The organism is Serratia sp. NPDC087055 (assembly GCF_044900985.1).
Classification (GTDB): domain Bacteria; phylum Pseudomonadota; class Gammaproteobacteria; order Enterobacterales; family Enterobacteriaceae; genus Serratia.
This window is the reverse complement of sequence record NZ_JBJDOG010000002.1, coordinates 137,196-160,688: the sequence shown is the minus strand read 5'-3', so window position 1 is coordinate 160,688 and position 23,493 is coordinate 137,196. Positions and strand designations below refer to the sequence as shown.

Annotated in this window: 20 protein-coding genes; 15 read left to right on the top strand and 5 right to left on the bottom strand. The window is 56.7% G+C overall.

The features are described from left to right. The 6 genes from pyrI (at window position 1) to ACI2J2_RS14480 (ending at window position 5,236) form a co-directional block, all read left to right on the top strand. Entirely contained in the window at window positions 1-465 is a 465-nt protein-coding gene (gene pyrI / locus ACI2J2_RS14505; RefSeq protein ID WP_209634459.1) for an aspartate carbamoyltransferase regulatory subunit, read from the top strand. Between the two features lie 157 nt (window positions 466-622). Then, the gene (gene ridA, locus ACI2J2_RS14500; protein WP_209634456.1) at window positions 623-1,009 is read left to right on the top strand and encodes a 2-iminobutanoate/2-iminopropanoate deaminase; all 387 of its coding nucleotides are present in this window, start codon (window positions 623-625) and stop codon (window positions 1,007-1,009) included. A gap of 273 nt (window positions 1,010-1,282) precedes the next feature. Beyond that, window positions 1,283-2,719, top strand: coding sequence for a circularly permuted type 2 ATP-grasp protein (locus tag ACI2J2_RS14495; protein ID WP_265556261.1), 1,437 nt, complete (start codon window positions 1,283-1,285; stop codon window positions 2,717-2,719). Beyond that, window positions 2,713-3,642, top strand: coding sequence for an alpha-E domain-containing protein (locus tag ACI2J2_RS14490; protein WP_404760328.1), 930 nt, complete (start codon window positions 2,713-2,715; stop codon window positions 3,640-3,642). Before ACI2J2_RS14495 ends, ACI2J2_RS14490 begins: the two co-directional genes overlap by 7 nt. Then, window positions 3,639-4,433: a transglutaminase N-terminal domain-containing protein gene (locus tag ACI2J2_RS14485; RefSeq protein ID WP_404760327.1), complete on the top strand. Its 795-nt coding sequence runs from the start codon at window positions 3,639-3,641 to the stop codon at window positions 4,431-4,433. The genes ACI2J2_RS14490 and ACI2J2_RS14485 overlap by 4 nt, the downstream gene beginning before the upstream one ends. Window positions 4,434-4,507: 74 nt before the next feature. Further along, the gene (locus tag ACI2J2_RS14480) at window positions 4,508-5,236 is read left to right on the top strand and encodes a peptidase (protein WP_404760326.1); all 729 of its coding nucleotides are present in this window, start codon (window positions 4,508-4,510) and stop codon (window positions 5,234-5,236) included. A 64-nt stretch (window positions 5,237-5,300) separates the two neighbouring features. On the opposite strand, the gene ACI2J2_RS14475 is transcribed toward ACI2J2_RS14480, so the two are convergent. Both ACI2J2_RS14475 and mgtA read right to left on the bottom strand, forming a co-directional pair. Then, the gene (locus ACI2J2_RS14475) at window positions 5,301-7,694 is read right to left on the bottom strand and encodes a beta-N-acetylhexosaminidase (protein ID WP_404760325.1); all 2,394 of its coding nucleotides are present in this window, start codon (window positions 7,692-7,694) and stop codon (window positions 5,301-5,303) included. 156 nt (window positions 7,695-7,850) lie between these two features. Beyond that, window positions 7,851-10,559 carry a magnesium-translocating P-type ATPase gene (mgtA, locus tag ACI2J2_RS14470; protein WP_404760324.1) on the bottom strand — a complete coding sequence of 903 codons (2,709 nt, stop codon included), beginning with the start codon at window positions 10,557-10,559 and terminating at the stop codon, window positions 7,851-7,853. A 419-nt stretch (window positions 10,560-10,978) separates the two neighbouring features. Between mgtA and treR the strand changes: the two genes are divergently transcribed. Then, the gene (gene treR / locus ACI2J2_RS14465) at window positions 10,979-11,926 is read left to right on the top strand and encodes a trehalose operon repressor TreR (RefSeq protein WP_209634433.1); all 948 of its coding nucleotides are present in this window, start codon (window positions 10,979-10,981) and stop codon (window positions 11,924-11,926) included. 42 nt (window positions 11,927-11,968) lie between these two features. Here the strand turns inward: treR and ACI2J2_RS14460 are convergent, their stop codons facing one another. Beyond that, window positions 11,969-12,385, bottom strand: coding sequence for an Exc2 family lipoprotein (locus ACI2J2_RS14460; RefSeq protein ID WP_265556221.1), 417 nt, complete (start codon window positions 12,383-12,385; stop codon window positions 11,969-11,971). Window positions 12,386-12,681: 296 nt separating this feature from the next. Between ACI2J2_RS14460 and treB the strand changes: the two genes are divergently transcribed. Together treB and treC are read left to right on the top strand one after the other, a co-directional pair. Next, a complete protein-coding gene (treB, locus tag ACI2J2_RS14455; protein WP_209634426.1) occupies window positions 12,682-14,097 on the top strand; it encodes a PTS trehalose transporter subunit IIBC in 1,416 nt (471 codons plus the stop codon). Between the two features lie 65 nt (window positions 14,098-14,162). Beyond that, complete coding sequence (gene treC, locus ACI2J2_RS14450; protein WP_404760323.1) at window positions 14,163-15,827, top strand: alpha,alpha-phosphotrehalase; 1,665 nt, start codon at window positions 14,163-14,165, stop codon at window positions 15,825-15,827. Window positions 15,828-15,854: 27 nt separating this feature from the next. Here the strand turns inward: treC and ACI2J2_RS14445 are convergent, their stop codons facing one another. Beyond that, window positions 15,855-16,379, bottom strand: coding sequence for an NAD(P)H-dependent oxidoreductase (locus tag ACI2J2_RS14445; RefSeq protein ID WP_404760322.1), 525 nt, complete (start codon window positions 16,377-16,379; stop codon window positions 15,855-15,857). A gap of 104 nt (window positions 16,380-16,483) precedes the next feature. On the opposite strand from ACI2J2_RS14445, the gene ACI2J2_RS14440 reads away from it, so the two are divergent. The 4 genes from ACI2J2_RS14440 (at window position 16,484) to ACI2J2_RS14425 (ending at window position 20,699) form a co-directional block, all read left to right on the top strand. Continuing rightward, complete coding sequence (locus tag ACI2J2_RS14440) at window positions 16,484-17,392, top strand: LysR family transcriptional regulator (RefSeq protein WP_404760321.1); 909 nt, start codon at window positions 16,484-16,486, stop codon at window positions 17,390-17,392. Window positions 17,393-17,663: 271 nt separating this feature from the next. Then, a complete protein-coding gene (nrdD, locus tag ACI2J2_RS14435; RefSeq protein WP_404760320.1) occupies window positions 17,664-19,802 on the top strand; it encodes an anaerobic ribonucleoside-triphosphate reductase in 2,139 nt (712 codons plus the stop codon). 60 nt (window positions 19,803-19,862) lie between these two features. After that, a complete protein-coding gene (nrdG, locus tag ACI2J2_RS14430; protein WP_404760319.1) occupies window positions 19,863-20,327 on the top strand; it encodes an anaerobic ribonucleoside-triphosphate reductase-activating protein in 465 nt (154 codons plus the stop codon). Window positions 20,328-20,489: 162 nt separating this feature from the next. Then, window positions 20,490-20,699: a DUF6434 domain-containing protein gene (locus ACI2J2_RS14425; RefSeq protein ID WP_261154675.1), complete on the top strand. Its 210-nt coding sequence runs from the start codon at window positions 20,490-20,492 to the stop codon at window positions 20,697-20,699. A 336-nt stretch (window positions 20,700-21,035) separates the two neighbouring features. Here ACI2J2_RS14425 and ACI2J2_RS14420 read toward each other — a convergent pair whose 3' ends face one another. Beyond that, a complete protein-coding gene (locus tag ACI2J2_RS14420) occupies window positions 21,036-22,094 on the bottom strand; it encodes a permease (protein ID WP_404760318.1) in 1,059 nt (352 codons plus the stop codon). A 226-nt stretch (window positions 22,095-22,320) separates the two neighbouring features. On the opposite strand from ACI2J2_RS14420, the gene phnF reads away from it, so the two are divergent. Beyond that, window positions 22,321-23,046: a phosphonate metabolism transcriptional regulator PhnF gene (gene phnF / locus ACI2J2_RS14415; RefSeq protein WP_265556262.1), complete on the top strand. Its 726-nt coding sequence runs from the start codon at window positions 22,321-22,323 to the stop codon at window positions 23,044-23,046. Further along, the gene (gene phnG / locus ACI2J2_RS14410; RefSeq protein WP_404760317.1) at window positions 23,047-23,490 is read left to right on the top strand and encodes a phosphonate C-P lyase system protein PhnG; all 444 of its coding nucleotides are present in this window, start codon (window positions 23,047-23,049) and stop codon (window positions 23,488-23,490) included. The last annotated feature ends 3 nt before the right edge of the window (window positions 23,491-23,493 follow it).

The following is a 23,493-nucleotide window of genomic DNA, read 5'->3' as shown; positions in this document are numbered from 1 at the left end:
ATGACTCACGATAACAAACTGCAGGTTGAAGCAATCAAATGCGGTACGGTGATTGACCATATTCCGGCACAGATAGGGTTTAAGCTACTGACGCTGTTTAAACTGACTGCCACCGATCAGCGCATTACTATCGGCCTGAACCTGCCGTCCAATGAGCTGGGCCGCAAAGATCTGATTAAAATCGAGAACACGTTCCTGACGGAGCAACAAGCCAACCAATTGGCGATGTACGCCCCCAAAGCGACGGTTAACCGCATCGATAATTACGAGGTGGTGCGTAAACTGACTCTCAGCCTGCCGGATCATATCGACGGCGTGCTGACCTGTCCGAACAGCAACTGCATCAGCCGTAGTGAACCGGTATCGTCCAGCTTTAGCGTGAAATCCCGCGACGGTGACGTACACCTGAAGTGCCATTACTGCGAGAAAGAGTTCGAACACCAGGTCGTATTGCAGGCAGACTAAATCTGCGCTTTTCGCCGGGAGACGGCGCTGTTATTCTCCCGGCGACGCCCTATAATGGGGTTTCTGGATAGAACAACCCACGTTGCTACCCAATGGATTTTAAGCCGTAGCCAACAACGCTGCGGTTTGAAAGACGAAGGGTAAATTAGGAGAAAAAATGTCACGTAACATCAGCACTGAACTCGCCCCGGCAGCCATTGGTCCTTACGTGCAGGGCGTTGATCTGGGCAGCATGATCATCACTTCCGGTCAGATCCCTGTCGATCCTAAAACCGGTGCCGTTGCCGACGACGTGACCGCTCAGGCACGCCAGTCACTGGAAAACGTTAAAGCGATCGTTGAAGCCGCAGGCCTGAAAGTCGCCGATATCGTGAAAACCACGGTATTCGTGAAAGATCTGAACGATTTCGCCACCGTTAACGCCGCGTACGAAAGCTTCTTCACCGAACATAACGCGCCTTTCCCAGCACGTTCTTGCGTCGAAGTTGCTCGTCTGCCAAAAGACGTGAAAATCGAAATCGAAGCCATCGCCGTTCGTCGTTAATTCTACGGCAACGCGCCCAACGGTCAGCCATCGGCTGGCCGTTTTTATTTTTCCACTTGCAGCATGCCCCTCTTCTGACGCGCCACTAACGATCACTCTGGCTCTCGCTCACTGCAGTTTCGCCCCGTTTTAAGGCACCCCTCGCTTTGATTGCACCTAGAGAGTGCTCCTTCTCGTCCCAATCCTGTGTTTTCGCGCCATTTTCGCCCCTTTCTCACCTTGGCACATTTTATGCTGGATCCGTTTACAGCCTGTAATGTCGACGAGGTGATGATGCTAAATATCGATCTGTCCGCTTCACCGTTTTTTGATGAGATGCTTCTGGCTGAGGGTAAACACCGGGGTCACTACGAAGCTTACTGGCACTGGCTGCAACAGGCCGACCAAAAGGCCATTCAACGCAAAAGAGAAGAAGCTGCACTGCTGTTTCACCGAGTGGGGATTACCTTTAATGTCTATGGTGATGACGATGGTGCCGAACGACTGATCCCGTTTGATAGCGTGCCACGCATCATTCCCGCCAGCGAATGGGCGATGCTCGATCGCGGCATTCGCCAACGTGTTCAGGCGCTAAACGCCTTTCTTCACGACATTTACCATCAACAACATATTCTGAAGGCCGGGATCATTCCGGCAGAACAGGTGCTGGCGAACGATCAATATCAGCCTTGTATGCAAGGGGTCGATCTGCACCGCAATATTTACGCGCACATCGTTGGCGTGGACATGGTGCGTAACGGTGACGGCCAATATTACGTGCTGGAAGATAACCTGCGCACGCCCTCCGGCGTTTCCTACATGCTGGAAAACCGCAAGATGATGATGCGCCTGTACCCCGAACTGTTCGCCCAGCAACGCATTGCACCGGTGGAACGCTATCCGTCGCACCTGCTGCAAACCCTGCGCGAAAGCTCGCCGATTAACGATCCCACGGTCGTGGTACTGACTCCGGGCCGCTTTAACAGCGCCTATTTCGAGCACAGTTTCCTGGCGCAGCAGATGGGGGTTGAGCTGGTGGAAAGCGCCGACCTGTTCGTCAAGGACGGCGCCGTGTTTATGCGCACCACCGCCGGGCCTTGCAAGGTGGATGTGATTTACCGCCGGGTGGACGACGCGTTCCTCGATCCGCTGGCGTTCCGCCCCGACTCGATGCTCGGCGTTCCGGGGCTGCTGTCGGTTTACCGCACCGGCAATGTGGTACTGGCAAACGCCATTGGCACCGGCGTGGCCGACGACAAGTCGATCTATCCGTATGTGCCGGACATGGTGCGTTTCTATCTGCAAGAAGAGCCGATCCTCAACAACGTCCCCACCTGGCAATGTCGTCACAAGAATGAGCTGTCCTATGTGTTGGCCAATCTGGATCAGATGGTGGTGAAAGAGGTCCACGGTGCCGGTGGTTACGGCATGCTGATCGGCCCGGCGGCGACCAAAGACGAAATCGCCCATTTCCGCACCTTGCTGTTAGCCAAACCCCATAACTACATTGCGCAAAATACCCTGGCGCTGTCGACCTGCCCGACTTTCGTCAACGAAGGCTTGGCCCCGCGGCATATCGATCTGCGGCCGTTTGCCCTCAGCGGGGCTGAAATTCGGCTGGTGCCCGGCGGGCTGACGCGTGTGGCGCTGGCGCAAGGTTCGCTGGTGGTCAACTCGTCGCAAGGCGGGGGAACCAAGGACACCTGGGTGTTGGAGGACGACATATGCTGAGCCGAACTGCCAGTGAACTCTATTGGATGGCCCGCTATCTGGAGCGGGCAGAAAGCATTGCCCGGGTACTTGATGTGACCAACAAGCTGTCGATGATGCCAATCCGCGACAGCGAAGATCAGGATTTGCAGGTGCCACTCAATTTGACCAGCACCGGGCAACTGTATGCCGCCGCCTATCCCGATCTAACCATGGCCAACCTGGTGAGTTTTTTCGCACTCGACAGCCGCAATTACAGCAGCATTTACAGCTGCCTGCAAATGGGGTGGAACAATGCCCATGCGGTGCGTGGCAGCCTGTCCTCCGAGGTGTGGGAGTGCATTAATGCCACCTGGATCGAGATGAAGCTAATCCGCCGCCAAGGCATAGGTTCGGTAGGCGCAGATGCCTTTTTCGACTGGGTGAAAGAGCGTTCACACCTGTTTCGCGGTGCCATGTTCGGCACCTTGTTACGCAGTGACGCCATGTGCTTTATCCGCCTCGGTACCCTGTTGGAGCGGGCCGACGGCACCGCACGTCTGCTGGGAGTCAAGAATAGCTTGATGGACAGGGACGGCGACCCGGTACGCGAGTATTACCGCATGGACACGTTGCTGCGGGCCGTGAGCGCACGCGAAGCCTATCACAGCATCTACAAACAGCAGCTCAGCCGGGACACCATTGCCGAACTGATGATCCTGCGTAATGAAATCCCACGCTCCCTGCTGGCCTGCGTCGGCGACATGGTGCAGCAGCTGGAGCAAATTGGCGGTAACCGTTCAAATCAGCCACGCCGACTGGCGCACACCCTGCACGCCGAGCTGCGATTCAGCAGCATGAAAGACCTGAACAAGGTGGGGCTAACCAACTGGTTAGACGCGTTTCTCGGGCAGATTAGCGGTATTGCGGAGAGCGTCCATCACACTTATCTGGAGGCACAATGAAACTGAACATTGAGCACAACACCCATTATACCTACGCCCAGCAGGTACAGCGTAGCACTCAGTATCTGCGCCTGACGCCACAGGACTCAGAGCATCAACGCATCATCTCCTGGCAACTCACGCTGCCGGAAGAGGCGGTATGTACCACCGACGCCTTCGGCAACGTGCTGCATGTACTGACGTTGGATCATCCACACCAGGCGATTACCATTCAGGCCCATGGCGTCGTGGAGATTGAAGATAGTGCAGAGGATCAGGTCACGGGGCATCTGTCACCGCTGGTTTTTCTGCGTCACAGCCCGTTGACCCAGCCCGACAGCGCGATACAGGCCTTTGCCCTGCGCTATCATCAACCACAGGCGGTGCTGGACGGGCTGGAAAACCTGATGGGCGAACTGTTGCTAAAAATGCCTTACAGCCCAGGCTCCACCAGCGTCACCGACAGCGCCGCCCAGGCATTCGCGACCGGTACCGGCGTTTGCCAGGATCATACCCATGTGTTTCTGGTCTGCTGCCGCAGCCTGAACATTCCGGCGCGCTACGTCAGCGGCTATCTCTACAGCGAAGACTCCACCCATGTCGCCACCCACGCCTGGGCAGAAGCCTGGATCGACGAACGCTGGCACAGCTTTGACGTCACTAACAATACCCGCTTGCCGAATCAGCACCTTAAGCTGGCCGTGGGCATCGACTATCTGGACGCCTGCCCGGTGCGCGGCATGCGGTTGGGGGGAGGGTGTGAAAATATGCAAACCATGGCCGAAGTGCAGATGATGCCAACCGGGCAATAGCCTCTTGCCGAAAGCGAAGGTTTACGGCACGCTGGCGTTTGGCGGCGTGCCAGTACTGTTTTGAGGGATTTGGTATGACCTATTGTGTGGCCATGCGCTTGTCATCCGGGCTGGTCTTTGCTTCCGATTCACGCACCAATGCCGGAGTGGACCATATTTCCACCTTCCGCAAACTGCACGTGTTCCAACAAGACGGTGACCGCATGCTGGTGCTGCAAAGCGCCGGTAACCTGGCAACCACCCAAAGTATCATTAGCCTGCTGCAGCGCCGCTGCAAGGACACCGAACGTCTCAACCTGTTGAATGCCCCCAGTATGTACGAAGCCGCCACGCTGGTGGGCGAAACGGTGCGTGAAGTGATCCAGCGCGACAGCGAAGCACAGCAAAGTGGCAGCACCACTGACTTCAGTTGTAGCCTGTTGCTTGGCGGCCAGATCACGGGCGAAGAGATGCGGTTATTCCATATCTACCCGCAGGGTAATTTTATCGAAGCCACCCGCGATACGCCTTATTTCCAAATTGGCGAAAGTAAGTACGGCAAACCGATTATTGATCGGGTGCTGAATTACGACACGCCATTGGAACAAGCAATGCAGTGCGCGTTGATTTCGCTCGACTCTACGCTGCGCAGCAACCTGTCGGTCGGCCTGCCGCTCGACGTGATGATCTACCCACGCGACAGCTTTAGCAGTTCGCAACAGTACCGCATCACCGAAGATCACCCACATTTTAGCGCCATCCGTAAAGGCTGGGGCGAAGGGTTAGTCAGCATTTTCAAACAGTTGCCGCCGTTGCAACTGTAGGTTTTTGAGGGCTCAGCATGCTGAGCCCCTATACATGTTGAGCTCCGACGCCCGCTGACTTACCTCACTCGACGGCGCTGGCGCGCAATAGCGTTTCCAGCGGATATACCGCCGCAATCACCACTTCATCCCGTATCTGCGCCGCTGCGTCAAGCTGCTGCTGTATCTGCGCCGCTTCTGCCTTACTCAGCGGCTTGTCCTGTTGATAACGCTCCAACAGCATCAGCCCCAGCGCGGATAGCGCGCCGACATCTTGCGCCACAGGCGCCAGATCCTGCATCACCCGGTTACCGGCAATCACCGTTTTTACCGGGGCAGTATTGAGCTGCCAGCGTTGTAGGCGCTCACGCAATGCCTGCGCTGACGCACGGTCGTTGCGATCCTTCACCAAAGCGGCAACCTGCTGGCCCATTTCACGTACCGCGTTACTTTCCGGGGGTAAGGCATCGGCAAAGCGGTTCAACGGTTCGAACTGATGGTAATTGCCGGCCTTGAATTTGAGATGCTGACGGGTGTAGTACTGGCCCGGCTCCACGGCTTCGGCCAGGGTTTGCAGCGGTGCAATCTCTACGCTATTTGCGAGCCGGGTAAATTCGCGCGCGGTCTCAGCATGCTGTTGCAGCCCCACCGACACCACCGACCAGGCATCAACCGCCGCCAAGCGCCGATACATGTTGTTTTCATCGGTCACATCCTGCGCCGACCACAAACGCTCCGCTACCGCAAACCCACGTGGCCACAGCTTGAGATCAAGGATGGGCGCTCTGATATTTTCCGCCCACAGCGCCGCTTCACCGCCGAGAATATTGGCCTGCTGCTTCACCCCCGGCACTACCGGCATCTTGCCTGCCGGGATAGCCGCCAGCTTGCTGCCGCTCGTCGGGTAACGTACGTTACCGACCAACGTATACCCGCTGAGTTTGTCTTGATCTAACCTGAACACCGGACGCGTATCCCCCATCCAGGTATCGAGACGGAAACTCACCTGTTTTGGGGAACGCCAGACAATATCGTGCAACGCACGGCGCGACTTGCCGTTGAAGTCAATAAAACCGCGCCAGCCCTGTTTCCCTTCAATCAGAGTAAAACTGCCCTCCACTGCGCTACCCTTCAGGCGTGGCATGCTGAACTGCCAGCTCTGCGCCTTCTCATCAGGCTGTACCTCGGTAGCGACGCCCAGTGGTTGAGGCAGGATCTCATTGCGATAGTGATATGCCGTGCTCTGCGGTTGATCGAGGTAAAAACCGGTGGACAGGATCCCTTGATAACCGTCCTGCGCACTGGCGCCGAGCGAGTCCGGCCCCTGCCAAGACTGGATAACGATGGTGCGCGGCAGAGACGGATGATAAATCTCATCCCAGCCGACCATCTGCCGCTGGTGCTGTTCAAGGATTTTTTCCAGCCTCTGGTTGAAGTAGGCCTGCAACGCATGGGCGTCTGCCAGCTGATGCTGTTGCATAAAGGCCTGAATGGTTTTTGATGCTTTCCACTGGCTGGCATCGACCTCGTCACCGCCAATATGCAGGTAGGGATCGGGGAAGATCGCCGCCAGCTCACCAATGATCGCGTCAACAAATTGATAAACTTCATCGCATGTCGGATCCAGGGTGGGCTTATGTACGCCCCACTTGCGCTCCATTTGATACGGCCCCGGTGCGCTCATCAATTCCGGGTAGGCCACGGCGATACTGGAAGCATGGCCTGGCAGATCGATTTCCGGCACGACGCGGATGCCGCGAGCGGTGGCGTAGGCCACCACCTGTTGCATCTGCTCGCGGGTATAGAACTGACCATCGCTGGCCTGCTGTTGCAATTTAGGGTAATGCTCGGAGGCAAAACGCCAACCCTGATCGTCGGTCAGGTGCCAGTGAAATACGTTGAGCTTGGCTGCTGCCATGCCGTCAAGCTGGCGCAGAATATCTACCACCGGCAGGAAATGACGTGCGGAATCTAACAGCACACCGCGCCACGGGAAGCGCGGCACGTCGGTAATGCTCACCCACGGCAGGAAAGTGTTCTGCCCATCGGTCTGCACCAACTGGAGCAGGGTTTCCATACCCCGTAGCGCACCAAAACGGGTATTTGCCGTCAGCGTAACGCCGTCCGGCTTCACCACAAGTTTATAGCTCTCGTCACTGCCCGGCAGCGGCTGCATCGCCACCTTATCTTTGATATCGACCTGAATGACCACACCCGCGTCTGTTGCTGCCTGCGGTGCCAACGTCCAGCCGGTTTGCAGTTCAATACGCTGCCGCCAGCGCTGCGGTGCATCGGCCAAATCGTCGCCCTGTACCTTGATCGATAAGCGGTGATCCAGCACCAGCTTGCCCGCTGGCTGGGTCAGGTCAACCTGTTGCGGCCAGGGCATCAGCGGCAGATCGCCGGCCGGCTGCGCCAGTGCGCCCAGAGACAACAATAACGATGAAGCCAGTAGCGTATAACGCAAAGTTCTGTGCATCAGAAATTCCTCAGAGGAAAAAATATCAATAAAAACAGCAAACGATAATGAAGCTGTAAATAAAGACTGAGCACCGTGCAGATGTCCAACTCTGAGACTGAAAAGCCGGGTTGGATCACAGATGCCCCTCCTACGGACGTAAGAGGGGCGCGGGTATTATTGCCAGCCGTAGCGGCGCACAAACCAGCCTTTTACGCACTGGGTCAGCACCATGTAACCGGCCAGGATTAGCACCAACCACGGGAAATAACCAAGTGGCAGCGCCTGCAATTGCAGGAAACCGGCCAACGGCGAGAACGTCAACCCAATGCCGGTCGTGATCACGACCAGAGTCATGATACACAGCGGCCACGAAGGGCGACTCTGAATAAACGGAATTTTGCGGGTGCGGATCATGTGCACAATCAGCGTTTGCGACAGCAGGCCCTCAACAAACCAACCTGACTGGAACAGCGTCTGCATTTCTGGCGTGTTCGCCTTAAACACCCACCACATCAGGCTGAAGGTCAGCACGTCGAAGATCGAACTGATCGGCCCGAAAAACACCATAAAGCGCCCAATATCGCCAGAGTTCCAACGCTGTGGCTGCGTTATCTGATCGTCATCCACGTTATCAAAGGGAATCGCAATCTGCGAAATATCATACATCAGGTTCTGAATCAGCAGGTGCAGCGGCAACATCGGCAGGAACGGCAGGAAAGCGCTGGCGATCAGCACGCTGAACACATTCCCGAAGTTGGAGCTGGCGGTCATCTTGATGTACTTGAGCATGTTGGCAAAGGTACGCCGCCCCTCGATCACCCCCTGCTCCAGCACCATCAGGCTTTTTTCCAGCAGAATGATATCCGCCGCTTCCTTGGCAATATCCACCGCGGAATCAACCGAAATACCAATATCCGCCGCACGCAGCGCGGGCGCATCATTGATGCCGTCCCCCATAAAGCCGACCACATGGCCCTGCTGGCGCAGCAGCTTGACGATACGCTCCTTGTGCAGCGGCGTCAGCTTGGCGAACACCGTGGTGCGTGCCGCCGCTTGTGCCAGCTGCTCGTCGTCCATTTGTTCGATTTCACTGCCGCGCAGCACATGATCCGCCGCCAGCCCGACGTCTTTACACACTTTCGCCGCCACCAGCTCATTGTCACCCGTGAGAATTTTCACCGTGACACCGCTGTTTTTCAACGCCGCCAGTGCCGGCGCCGTGCTCTCTTTCGGTGGATCGAGGAAGGCCACATACCCTTCGAGGATCAAATCGGATTCATCGGCCACACTATATTCATGAGCCTGCGCCGGCAGGATTTTGTTCGCCACCGCCACCACCCGCAGCCCTTGCTGGTTAAGATCGTCGGTGATACGCCGAATCCGAGCCAGCAGCGCCTCAGTAAGCGGGATGACCTCATTTTCCTGCCGCACATGGCTGCAAATCGCCAGCATCTCTTCCAGGGCACCCTTGCAGACAAGCTCGTGATATTGCGCGTCTTTGGCGACCACCACCGACATGCGGCGGCGCTCAAAATCAAACGGGATCTCATCGACCTTGCGGTAATGCTGTAGCACATCCGGCTGTTCATTCTGCTCTGCGCAGCTCAGCACCGCCACATCCAGCAGGTTTTTCAACCCCGTCTGGTAGAAGCTGTTCAGCCAGGCATAATGCAGCACCCGGTCACTGGCGACACCGAAGACATCAGTGTGGCGTTCCAGCACAATTTTATCCTGGGTCAGGGTGCCGGTTTTATCAGTGCACAGAATGTCCATGGCGCCAAAGTTTTGAATGGCATCCAGACGTTTGACGATCACCTTCTGCTTGGACAGCTTCACAGCCCCTTTGGCCAATGTCGACGTGACGATCATCGGCAGCATTTCCGGGGTTAGCCCCACCGCAACCGACAGCGCAAACAGCGCGGCCTCCCACCAGTCACCCTTGGTGTAGCCGTTGATCAACAACACGATCGGCGTCATCACCAACATAAAACGGATCAACAGCCAGCTGACCTTGCTAATGCCGCTCTGGAAGGCATTCGGTTGTTCATCCTGGTTGATTACGCGCTGCGCCAACTGGCCAAAATAGGTATCGCCACCGGTGCCGATCACCATCGCAAGCGCCGTGCCACTCACCACGTTGGTCCCCATAAAGCACAGGTTTTGGCATTCCAGCGGATCTTCCGCCTGGCCGCGCAGCTCGGCGAGCTTTTCTACCGGCAGGGACTCACCGGTCAGCGCGGCCTGGCTGATGAACAGATCCTTCGCGGACAGCACGCGGAGATCTGCCGGGATCATGTCGCCCGCCGCCAATTTAATGATATCGCCCGGTACCAGCTGAGATATCGGCAGTTCAATATGCTCGCTTTTGCCCGTCAACGCGTCACTGCGGATCACTGTCGCGGTGTTGCTGACCATGGCTTTCAGCGCATCCGCCGCCTTGTTGGATCGCGCTTCCTGAATGAAATTCAGTAACGTTGAGATCACCACCATCAGGGCGATCACCAGCGCGCCGGTCAGATCTTCAGTCGCATAAGAGATCATGCCCAGCGCAGTCAGCAACAAATTGAACGGATTGCGGTAGCAGTGCCACAGGTGTTGCCACCAGGCCTCTTGCTGCTGATCGTCGATAATGTTTTCACCGCAGCGCTGGCGCACCACATCCGCCTCATGGGCGGTCATCCCTTCCGGGTGGCTATGGAAGCGCAAATAGAGCTGGGTTGTGTCGGCAACAGCACAGTCTAAACGTTGCTGCGCCAGGCCGGCGGGCAGCCCCTGAGCTTTGCCGCCAAGGCCATCCAACAGACTGTCACGGTGCACCAAACGGCGCGGTAAATTGCGGCTGAGCAGGCCCAGCAGCCGACGGGGGATATTTTTCAGTTTCATTTTTTCGCACCTCGTCGCCCATTGCCTCACGGCAGCGGGTGAACGCAGGATCTTTCCCCTGCCGGGCTTTCGGACACGCCAAAAAGCCTCTGCCGGGGCAGATTCTTGTATTTTTAGAAGCAGCAGGAGCGAACGACGGACGTGCGCTACCGGTTACCGTTTACTTCACCGGTAAAACAGCAGCGCAGAGCGGGCAGGTTTTACCGGATCACCGAGTGAGTGTCTAAGGCTGTCGGATCGGGATCCATACGGGTGATAACCTCCGGTAAATGAAAAGATCGAACGACAAGAGCGGCCGTTCAGCGCAGTACACAAATCCCCTTATTGCGCCAAGATCCGTTGCGGAAAATAGGCTATGCTGACGGGCATTCAGCGTACGCCGTCAATTTACGCCTTTTAACCTAAACGACAAGTAAACCATGCAAAACCGGCTGACCATCAAGGACATCGCACGCCTGAGCGGCGTAGGAAAATCCACCGTATCACGGGTGTTGAACAACGAAGGCAGCGTAAGCCCGCAGACCCGCGAACGGGTAGAAGCGGTGATCCGTCAGCAGGGGTTTACGCCGTCCAAGTCGGCACGTGCGATGCGCGGCCAAAGCGACAAAGTGGTGGGGATTATCGTTTCCCGACTCGACTCGCCGTCGGAAAACCAGGCGGTGCGCACCATGTTGCCGCTGCTGTATCAACAGGGCTTTGACCCCATCGTTATGGAAAGCCAGTTTGAAACCCGGTTGGTGAAAGAGCATCTGCACGTCCTGCAACAGCGCAACGTCGACGGGGTGATCCTGTTTGGCTTCACTGGCCTGACCGCGGCGATGCTCAGCCCGTGGCAAGACAAGATGGTCGTGCTGGCGCGTGAATACGAAGGTTTTTCTTCCGTTTGCTATGACGATGACGGTGCCGTACGGCTGTTGATGGAACGCCTGCAACAACAAGGCCACCGGCATATCAGCTACCTGGGGGTGCAACTGTCGGACGCCACCACCGGCCTGCGTCGCCACCAGGCTTATCTGGACGCTTGCCAACAACAACAGATAACCCCAAGCGTCGCCTTGGGCGAGCTGAGCTATCAGAGTGGTTTCCAACTGGCGGCTTCTGCCATCGACTCCCAGACCACGGCACTGGTGTGCGCCTCGGACACCATCGCCCTCGGTGCCATCAAATACCTGCAACAACAGCATATTGCCCCACTGCAGGTATGCGGCATCGGTAACACCCCGCTGCTTAACTTCCTGTTCCCCGAGACATTTTCTGTTGACCTCGGCTACGGAAGCGCTGGGCTGCAGGCAGCCCAACAGTTACTGGGCCAGCTCAGCGGCGAATTGGGTATCCGCCAGATCATCGTACCAAGCAAACTCGCCTGACAGCGGTTTTGCTATGGTTATTAGATAGTGTGATACCGCCCCTCAAGGCCGGCCTTCATAGCCATCCCAGTAGGTAGCCACGGCGGAATCCAGCAGGATCTGCTGTCGCTTCTGCGGGTTGTCTACTGAATACTTACGATTGATAAAGATACTTTTATTGCCTGTTTCACCGATGAATTCAGGGCTGCGGAAATAGGCTTCCCTCTGCTCCGCCTGCTGGCGCGTCAATCCCTTGGCCCGATCGGTTTTCCCCATCTGATAGAACTGATCAAAGAACGGGATAGACGCTTTTATCGAATCAGGAATTTGGGTGCGCATTTCAGGGGAAAAATCCTCCCGCGCCAACTGATAAATCGCATGCCGGGCATGGCGCTCCGGGCTGCTTTTTTGGCTGGTACAGGCGCTCAGGAACAGGGCGGTGAACAAAATAAGGGTGCGGGGTACTGTCAGTATCATCATTCTTCCTTGAGAAAAGTGCGTGGTCGCGGCATGAATGCCACCCAAACAAACCAACCTGTTGATTGTTAAGGCTGACAGTATAGCCAGCATTTCGTGTATTCAAAATAATGCCCCTGAATATTTCGGCCAGCGCTCACATTCCCCTGCCGTAAAAATGGTCATTTTTTTATCGTTTTGTGATCCTCGCCCCAAACCGGGAACGTTCCCATTCCATAAGAAAAGCGGAATGACTAAGCTTTGATCATGATTCGGACAACACCTCTGCAGCAGTCTCATACCAAGAAAGGTATCTAATAATGGGCAAAGTAAAACAGCAGGATATCGATCGCCTGATTGTGCTGGTGGGCGGACGCGAGAATATCGCCACCGTCAGCCACTGCATTACCAGGCTGCGTTTCGTTCTCAATGATCCCAGCCAAGCAAAACCGAAAGAAATCGAAGAGTTGCCGATGGTCAAAGGCTGCTTCACCAATGCCGGGCAGTTCCAGGTAGTGATTGGCCCGGAGGTCGGTGACTATTATCAGGCTTTGATCGCCACCACTGGCGTTAATGAAGCCGATAAAGAACAGGCCAAAGTGGCAGCACGCCAGAATATGACCTGGAGCGAACGTGCCATCTCCCACTTCGCCGAAATCTTCTTCCCACTGCTACCCGCGCTGATCAGCGGCGGTTTGATCCTCGGCTTCCGCAACGTGATCGGCGACATCCCGATGTCTGGCGGCCAAACGCTGGCGCAAATGCACCCGGCGTGGAAAACCATCTACGACTTCCTGTGGCTGCTCGGCGAAGCCATCTTCATGTTCCTGCCGGTCGCCATCTGTTGGTCAACGGTGAAAAAAATGGGCGGCACGCCGGTGCTTGGCATCGTGCTGGGCGTCACCTTGGTGTCCCCGCAGTTGATGAACTCCTATCAGCTCGGCCAGCAGATTCCAGAAGTGTGGAACTTCGGCTGGTTCACCATTCAAAAAGTCGGCTATCAGGCACAGGTTATCCCTTCGATGCTGGCCGGTATGGCGCTGGGCTGGATTGAAACCCGCTTGAAAAAGATCGTGCCGGATTACCTGTATCTGGTGGTGGTACCGGTGGTTTCACTGCTGCTGGCGGTGTTCCTGGCGCACGCCTTTATCGGCCCGTTCGGCCGCATGATTGGCGACGGCGTAGCCTGGGCGGTGAAAGCCGTAATGACCGGCAGCTTCGCGCCGATTGGTGCCGCGCTGTTTGGTTTCCTGTATGCGCCACTGGTGATTACCGGTGTGCATCAGACCACGCTGGCCATCGATATGCAGATGATTCAAAGCATGGGCGGCACCCCAGTGTGGCCACTGATTGCGCTGTCTAACATTGCGCAAGCCTCAGCGGTGCTGGGTATTATCATTGTCAGCCGTAAAGCCAACGAGCGTGAAATATCGGTACCGGCGGCAATTTCTGCCTACCTCGGCGTCACCGAGCCGGCCATGTACGGGATCAACCTGAAATACCGCTTCCCCATGCTATGCGCGATGATCGGCTCCGCCTTCGCCGGTTTGATCTGTGGTCTGGACGGCGTGATGGCCAACGGTATCGGCGTCGGCGGTTTGCCGGGCATCCTGTCGATCAAACCGCAGTTCTGGATGATTTACACGGTGGCGATCCTGGTGGCGGTCATTATCCCGCTGGTACTGACCATCATGGTTTACAAACGCAAAGCCAGCCGCGGTGAGCTGCCGGTTTAACTCACCCGATATGAATGTAGGGGCCCGGTATGCCGGGCCTGTTGTCACGATTCAAAGGTATGACTATGAGCAATCCAATCCCCTGGTGGCAAAACGGCGTCATCTACCAAATCTATCCAAAGAGTTTTCAGGACAGCACCGGCAATGGCTACGGCGATCTGGCCGGAGTGACCCAGAGGCTGGACTACCTGCAGGAACTAGGTATCGACGCTATCTGGCTGACGCCGGTGTATGTCTCACCGCAGGTGGATAATGGGTATGACGTGGCGGACTACTGCGCCATCGACCCGGCCTACGGCACGATGGAGGATTTCGACCGACTGATCGCTGCCGCCCACCAGCGCAGCATCCGCATCGTGATGGACATGGTGTTCAACCATACCTCGACCGAACACCCTTGGTTCAAAGCCTCACAGGCTCCTAACAGCCCGTTCCGTCAGTTCTACATTTGGCGCGACGGTGAAGGCGACACGCCGCCAAACAACTGGCGTTCCAAGTTCGGCGGCAACGCCTGGCAATGGCACGCCGACAGTGGCCAGTATTATCTGCACCTGTTCGCGACCGAGCAGGCAGATCTTAACTGGGAGCACCCGCCGGTACGCGAAGAACTGAAGAAAGTGTGCCAATTCTGGGCCGATAAGGGCGTCGATGGTCTTCGCCTCGATGTGATCAACCTGGTCTCCAAGCAGCAAGATTTCCCCTCCGATAACCAGGGTGACGGCCGCCGTTTCTATACCGACGGGCCGCGCATTCATGAGTTTCTGCAGGAGATGAGCCATGACGTATTCCAGCCACGCGGCTTGATGACCGTGGGTGAGATGTCGTCCACCACATTGGAACATTGCCAACAGTATGCGGCGAAAAGTGGTGAAGAGCTGTCGATGACCTTCAATTTTCACCACCTGAAAGTGGACTACGCCGGTGGCGAAAAATGGACGCTGGCAGCACCTGATTACGTTGAACTCAAACAGATTTTCCGCCACTGGCAACAGGGTATGCATAACCAGGCCTGGAACGCGCTGTTCTGGTGTAACCATGACCAACCGCGCATCGTTTCCCGTTTCGGTGATGAAGGCGAACTGCGGGTACCGGCCGCCAAAATGCTGGCAATGGTGCTGCATGGCATGCAAGGCACGCCTTACATCTACCAGGGCGAAGAGATCGGCATGACTAACCCGGGCTTTAGCGCCATCGGGCAGTATCGCGATGTGGAAAGCCTGAACATGTACGCCGAACTTAGCGCACAGGGCAACAGTGACGCCGAGCTACTGGCGATATTGGCCAGTAAATCACGCGATAACGGCCGCACTCCCATGCAGTGGAGCGCCGCACCGAACGCCGGCTTTACTCAAGGCACACCGTGGATTAGCTGTGCGAAGAACTACCCGCAGATCAACGCCGAAGCCGCACTGGCCGATCTGGACTCGGTGTTTTACGCCTACCGTCAGCTGATTACCCTGCGCAAACAGTACCCGCTGCTCACCCACGGTGACTATCAGGATCTGGCCCCGACTCACCCGGCGCTATGGTGCTACCAACGTCGTTGGAACGGCCAACGCCTGCTGGTAGTGGCTAACCTCAGCCGCGAACCGCTGGCCTGGCAAGCGGAAGGCATGGAGCCATCAGCGTTGTGGCGCCCACTGATGAGCAACTACGCCGATGCGCCATCGCAGCCGCAAGCCGCGACCTTACGGCCATTCGAAGCCGTATGGTGGATATTAGAAGACTAATGCTGTCGGGGCGTAGCCTGCTGCGCCCTACAGTTTTTCTACCTGCGCCACCACCCCCGCCGCCTCTTGCGCCAGGTGTTCATCGCTCATATCAAATACGCCCTGTACCAGATACGGCGGCAGATAATCCATACCGGTCAGGTTAGCCATCGCATGGAACGGACGCAGCAAATCCTCGACCGGATAGCGGTTATAGCCTTCTGCCGTATAGGCCTGCTGATTACCGCCGGTAGTCACCACCAGCTGCAAGGGTTTGCCCTGCAGTTTGGTGCCATCGGTGCCGTAAGCAAAACCGTGGGTTAATACCGCATCCTGCCACTCACTAAGAATGGCCGGTGAGCTGTACCAGTAGAAGGGGAACAGCATCACCACGGCATCATGGTTTTGCAGCAGCTCTTGCTCACGCGCCACATCGATTTGATAGTCCGGGTAAGCACGCATCAGTTCGTGGACGGTGACGTTAGGCAAAGGGCGCAGTGCTTCGATCAACGCTTTGTTGATACGTGAATCATCCGGGAAACGGTGGGCGGTCAACACTAAAATACGCGACATAAGAGATCCTTGATTGATATTTGATAGCCTATTTTTCCATTTCCTTCGCCCAAGGTGTAGGCTGCTGATTGTCACTTCAATTTCAACCGAAAGTATCAACCACTATGTCGCTGCCCTATGACGTGCATCGCCTGTTGCCGGCCTTTCTCGCCGCGGCTCAGGCACAGAACTTTTCCGCCGCCGCGCGCCAGTTGGGCGTTACCCCGGCGGCGATCAGCAAAAATATCCGCGTGTTGGAAGAGAAGCTGGCACTGCGGCTGTTTCAGCGCAACACTCACAACGTGGTGCTGACCGACGAGGGCAAGGTGCTGTTGCAACAGGTGGCGCCGCTGTGGCAAGCGCTGTCCGCCACGCTGGAAACGGCCGGTAGCGCGCAGCAGACGCCTTCCGGCACGGTGCGCGTCAGCATGATCCCCGGTTTCGGCCGCCAAATGCTGATGCCCTTGATCCCCCAGTTTCTCGATCGCTATCCGCAGATCGATCTCGATCTTTCACTGGATGCGCGAGTGGTCAATCTGGTGGGTGAAGGTTTTGACGTGGGTATCGGCAGCCGGGTCGATCCCGACAGCCGACTGGTAGCGCGCCCCCTGTACCCCATGCAGATGGTGCTGGCAGCCTCACCCGGTTATCTGGCGCAACGCGGCATGCCGATGGATCCTGACGATCTGTTGCAACATAACTGCCTGCTGCACCGCAATCCAGCGACCGGACGCAGCGCAAAATGGCCGCTGCGCCAGCACGGCGAAGCCAAAACGCTGGAGCTGCATGGTCGCCTGGTTGCCAGCCGACCCGAGATGCTGCTGGATGCAGCACTGGCCGGATTAGGTATCGCCTGTCTGGCTCGCTGGTACACGCAACAGCATTTTGCGCAAGGTACCCTGCTGCCGGTGCTGGCGGACTGCTGGCCACAGCCGACCCAACTGTGGCTGTATTACGCCTCTGCCGATCTGCCGCCCCGGGTGCGCGTCTGGGTTGAGTTCTTACTCGAACATTTCCGCCACCGCCCGGCCTGAATTTCAGGCCGTAAATCATCCTTTGTACAGCTAACGTCCGCTCTTTCCATTTCTTTGTCCCACGTCAAAAGAATCCCGCCAATATCTATATATAGTGCATTAATAAATATCAGCATCTATATATAGTAGTTATCCACAAAACCATCCACACGTCGCCTCAGCCCTTGTGCGCTGCGGCATTGCCCTGTGGATAAGCCGAAATCATACCGATACCCAATAGCTTTCAGGCTCAAGGGCATCAGTGCTCCCTCGGGGAACAAGGAGTAACAACGTGAAACCAGTAGTGATTAAACGGGACGGTTGCCAGGTACCTTTTGACGAAGCACGCATTGGCCAAGCTGTCGAGCGGGCCGCGCTGGCCGCCGGCATTGTCGATGCCGACTACTGCGCTACTGTCGCCCGTGTGGTCGCTCAACGGATGTCACAGCAGCAGCGCGTTGATATCCATGAAATACAGCAGGCGGTTGAAAATCAGCTGATGGCCGGCGAATACAAACAGCTGGCACGCGCCTATATCGAGTATCGTCACGATCGTGACGTGGCGCGCGAGCTGCGCGGGCGACTCAACCAAGAGATCCGCGGCCTGGTGGAACAAAGCAACATGGCATTGCTGAACGAAAATGCCAATAAAGACAGCAAGGTGATCCCCACCCAGCGCGATCTCCTGGCCGGGATCGTTGCCAAGCACTACGCCAAGCAGCATATCCTGCCGCGTGACGTGGTGCTGGCCCACGAACGTGGTGAGATTCACTACCACGATCTCGATTACTCGCCCTTCTTCCCTATGTTCAACTGCATGTTGATAGATTTGAAAGGCATGCTGACCAACGGCTTCAAGATGGGTAACGCCGAGATCGAGCCGCCGAAGTCGATCTCCACCGCGACCGCCGTCACCGCGCAGATCATCGCACAGGTCGCCAGCCATATTTATGGTGGCACCACCATTAATCGCATCGACGAAATCCTGGCCCCCTTCGTCAGCGAAAGCTTCAATAAGCATCGGCAGGTCGCCGAAGAGTGGCAGATCCCCGACGCGCAAGGCTACGCCATGGCACGCACCGAGAAAGAGTGTTACGACGCCTTCCAGTCACTGGAGTACGAGGTCAATACCTTGCACACCGCCAACGGGCAGACGCCGTTCGTCACCTTCGGATTCGGCCTGGGCACGTGCTGGGAATCGCGGTTGATCCAACAGTCGATCCTGAAAAACCGTATCGCCGGGCTGGGTAAGAACCGCAAGACGGCAGTATTCCCTAAACTGGTGTTCGCGATCCGCGACGGCCTGAACCACCAGTATGGCGATCCAAACTACGACATCAAACAGTTGGCGCTGGAGTGCGCCAGCAAGCGCATGTACCCAGACATCCTCAATTACGATCAGGTGGTGAAAGTCACAGGTTCGTTCAAAACGCCGATGGGTTGCCGTAGCTTCCTCGGCACCTATGAAGAGGATGGCGAATTGGTCCACGACGGCCGCAACAATATCGGTGTCATTAGCCTAAACCTGCCGCGCATTGCGCTGGAAGCCATGGGGGATGAAAGCCGCTTCTGGCATTTGCTGGATCAACGTTTGCTGCTGGCGAAAAAGGCACTGATGACGCGCATCGCACGGCTCGAGGGTATCAAAGCCCGGGTGGCCCCCATTTTGTATATGGAAGGTGCCTGCGGTGTGCGGTTGAAAGCAGACGACAATATCGCCGACATTTTCAAAAATGGCCGCGCGTCGATCTCGCTGGGTTATATCGGCTTGCATGAAACGATCAATGCGCTATTCGGCAGTGAACAGCACGTTTACGACGATGAAGCCCTGCGCGCCAAAGCGGTCGCCATCGTTGCGCACCTGCGGGCCGCCACCGACAGCTGGAAAGAAGAGACCGGCTACGGTTTTAGCCTGTACAGCACACCAAGCGAAAACCTGTGCGATCGCTTCTGCCGACTCGACACCGCCGATTTTGGCGTGGTGCCAGGCGTAACCGACAAAGGCTATTACACCAACAGCTTCCACCTCGACGTGGAGAAAAAGGTCAATCCGTACGACAAACTGGATTTTGAAGCGCCTTACCCACCATTGGCCAATGGCGGGTTCATCTGTTACGGCGAATACCCGAACCTGCAACACAACCTGAAAGCGTTGGAAGACGTGTGGGATTACAGCTACAGCCGCGTACCTTATTACGGTACCAACACGCCGATCGATGAGTGCTACGAGTGCGGCTTTACCGGCGAATTTTCCTGTACCAGCAAGGGCTTCACCTGTCCAAAATGCGGTAATCACGAGCCGTCCAAAGTGTCCGTTACGCGCCGGGTGTGCGGCTACCTCGGTAGCCCGGACGCCAGGCCGTTCAACGCCGGCAAACAAGAAGAAGTGAAGCGCCGGGTGAAACACCTGGGGAATGGGCAGATCGGCTAACGCCGGGCTGTTATGAATCTGGGCTCAGCATGCTGAGCCCCTACCGTCAGAAAGCGAAATATGAATTACCACCAGTATTACCCCCTCGACGTGGTTAACGGCCCCGGCACCCGCTGCACGCTGTTTGTTGCCGGCTGCGTGCACCAGTGCCCCGGTTGCTATAACAAAAGCACCTGGCGGCTGAATTCCGGCCAGCCTTTTACTCAGGAAATGGAAGACCGGTTGATTGCCGATCTGAACGACGCACGCATTCCGCGCCAGGGGCTGTCGCTGTCCGGCGGCGATCCGCTGCACCCGGCCAATGTAGCGGCGGTGCTGCAACTGGTAAAACGGGTACACGCCGAATGCCCCGGCAAGGATATTTGGCTGTGGACCGGTTATCGACTGGCGGAGCTGGACGCACAGCAAATGCAGATAGTAGACAGGATTAACGTATTGATTGACGGCAAGTTCGTGCAGGATTTGAAAGACCCGGCGCTGATTTGGCGCGGCAGCAGCAACCAGGTGGTGCATAGGTTGCGCTGAGCTAGCGGTACTTGCCTCAACGTGTGTTAGCCCCAGTTCAACCAGGTATGGCTACAGTATGGAGACAATTTGATGGGCGGGTTTGTGCCAGGAGCGGGCATTTCAGAGTCAGTGTGTTAAGTTTAAACGCTGCTATCGTTTGCTTAAAACAGGAGTCAACAAGTGAACATCGACTGGCATAGTTCTTCATTAACACGTTCAACAATCGTGGATAAAGACTACAGAAATACACAAAACGTTCGCCGTTTCATGATGGATGAGTGCGGTCCAGATTTCCGATTTGACCGCGAATTCATGGCCTGGATACGCAATGACGCACCAAAAAATTTGGGTGATGTCGTTGATGAGTGGAAGCGCAGACATTCACTATAGCGCAAGAACGTCGGCTCCTCGCTCAAAGCCGACAGCCAGATAAGATTGTGTTCTATCCGTGGAAACTGTCGGTTCAGCTCTGAGCCAGTACAGCTCGACATTATCGCCGATAACTCCCCCGGATTTTCGCTTTGAATATAGCCATTCGTTTTTCTACCTCCGAATGGCTTATATAAACCGCAGTGCCGTTTCTTAAGCGTTCAAAGGCGGCATTCACCCTCTCACGCACCCTTCCTCTTGGGACATAAACTTCGCGTCCACTTCAGGTTTATTCCGCTGTTCCATTTCCATCTCCTCCCTTGAGACAGCATCAGGCCACGAATCAGTGGCTATAAGTTACACCAACCCCATCCCCACCACGCCCGTGATGATGCCGCACAACACCACCAGCAATGCAGTCAGGCACAGCGCTTTGGCAGAGAAGGCGTTGTTCAGCATCAGCAGCGAAGGCAAGCTGACCGCAGGCAGGGTCATCAGCAGCGCCAGCGCCGGGCCGGTGCCCATCCCCGCCAGCATCATGGCCTGCACAATCGGAATTTCCGCCGCCGTCGGGATCACGAACAGGCAACCGGCGATCGCCAACCCAATAATCCACAGTACGCTGTTATCTATCGCGCCATCGGCATGCGGGAACAGCCAAACGCGCGCGGCCCCGAGCGCCAGCACGGCCAGAATGTAAATCGGAATGGTTGACCAAAACAGCGACCACAACGCCTTGAGCCAACGGCCGAGGAAGGGGTGACCCTCAGTTTTATCCAGCGGCATCAGAGGCTGTTGCAGCGCAGCGGGGTGTGGATCCTTAGCCGTAACACGCTGCACCAGCCAAGCAATGCCGAGCACCATAACGACGCCCGCCACCAGCCGGATCGCGGCAAACTGCCAGCCGAGCACAAACCCCATAAAAATCAGCGTCGCCGGATTTAACACCGGGTTACTGAGCCAGAATGCCATCGCCGCCCCGCTGGATACCGACTGGCGACGCAGCCCGGCGGCAACCGGTGCCGCACAACAGGTGCACATCATCCCCGGCAGAGCCATCGCCGCCCCCAGCAAGGTGCCGGAAAAACGCGGGTGTCCCAACGTGCGTATCAGCCAATCACGTGGGATCAGCACCTGTACCAGTGAGCCCAGCACCACGCCCAGTACCGCTGCCTTCCACACCGCGGTGAAGTAGACCAGCGCATAGTGCCATGCCGCCAGCCACGGGCTGCTCTCACCGTTAGCCAGTATCGATTTGCCGATCGAGTGCGTATCCGCCGCCAGGAAGGCCTTGCCGTAATAAGGCTGCCATTTGACGTAGTAGAGGCCCACGGCCATCACCAGCAGAAACAGGATCGGCTTCCACAATGGCCAAGGGCGGGGACGGTTTTCAGTTGCAGTCAGGGGATGCGGCATGGGGTTGGCTCGGTTCAATCATCAATAGCATCAGCTTAGCGCGACGCAGGCCCGTGCGCATCATCGGCCTGTCCTAAATAGTTCATCTGTTCGCCACCGACGCGTAACGCGATTGTCATCTGGCCCCGGCAAGATTATGCCAACTTCACCACGGGGTACACATCATGCAACGCCAACCATCTGCATACAGCGAGTGGGTATCCGGCACGACGAGGTTTTTATTATGATGGACTTATCTAGACATCCGACCAGTTTCCCTACCCGTTACCAGCAAATCGCGGCACAGCTTGAGCAAGAGTTACGCACCCAATACCGCTGCGGCGACTATTTGCCTTCCGAGCAGCAGTTGGCAGAGCGCTATCAGGTGAACCGCCATACCTTGCGTCGCGCCGTCGACCAATTGGTGGACCGCGGCTGGCTACAGCGCCGACACGGCATTGGCATTCTGGTGCTAATGCGCCCGTATGATTACCCGCTGCATGCCAATACCCGCTTTAGCCAGAACCTTTTCGAACAGGGAAGTCACCCCACCAGTGAGCGCTTACTCGCAGTATTACGCCCGTGTAATGGGCATATCGCCAGTGCGCTGTCACGTGAAGAAGGCGAAATGGTGATCCATCTGCGTACCCTGCGTCGGGTCAACGGCGTGCCGATGAGCGTGATCGACCATTATCTGCCTGATTTGGACTGGTGGCCGGCACTACAGCAGTTCCACAGCGGTTCGCTGCACGAATTTATCGAATCAAACATCCACCAGTCGCTGACCCGCAGCCAGACGCGCATCAGCGCACGCCGCGCTCAGGCTAAAGAGAGCCGGTTACTTGAAATTGCCACCCACGCACCTCTGTTGTGCGTACGCACCCTGAACGTCTGCACCGGCAGTGACAGCGTGGCGGAATACTCCGTCAGCCTGGCGCGCGCCGACATGATTGAACTGACGATGGAGCACTGAATGCAAACCTTACAGCCTAGACAACGCTGGATGTCAGTATTGGCGCACAGCCAACCCGCCCAGTTGCGCAGCCACTGGCAGGCGCTGAACCTGAACCCGCGCTTCCAAACCCTTCGCGCACCGGAGATTGGCCTGGCGCAGTTGCAGGGGCGCATGGGCGCGACCGGCCGCCGCTTTGTATTGGGTGATATGACCGTCACCCGTGCGGTGGTCCAGCTCGACAACGGCGGTTACGGTTATAGCTACATTGCCGGGCGTGACAAGGCTCACGCCGAACTTTGCGCACTGGCAGATGCCCTGCTGCAACAGCCGGAGCAGGCCGAGTTACTGCAACAGCAGCTGATTGAGCCGCTGGCTGCCCTTCAACATGAACAGCGCCAGCTGCGTGCGCGGGCAGTGGCGTCCAGCCGGGTGGATTTCTTTACGCTGGTGCGGGGGGATTAATCC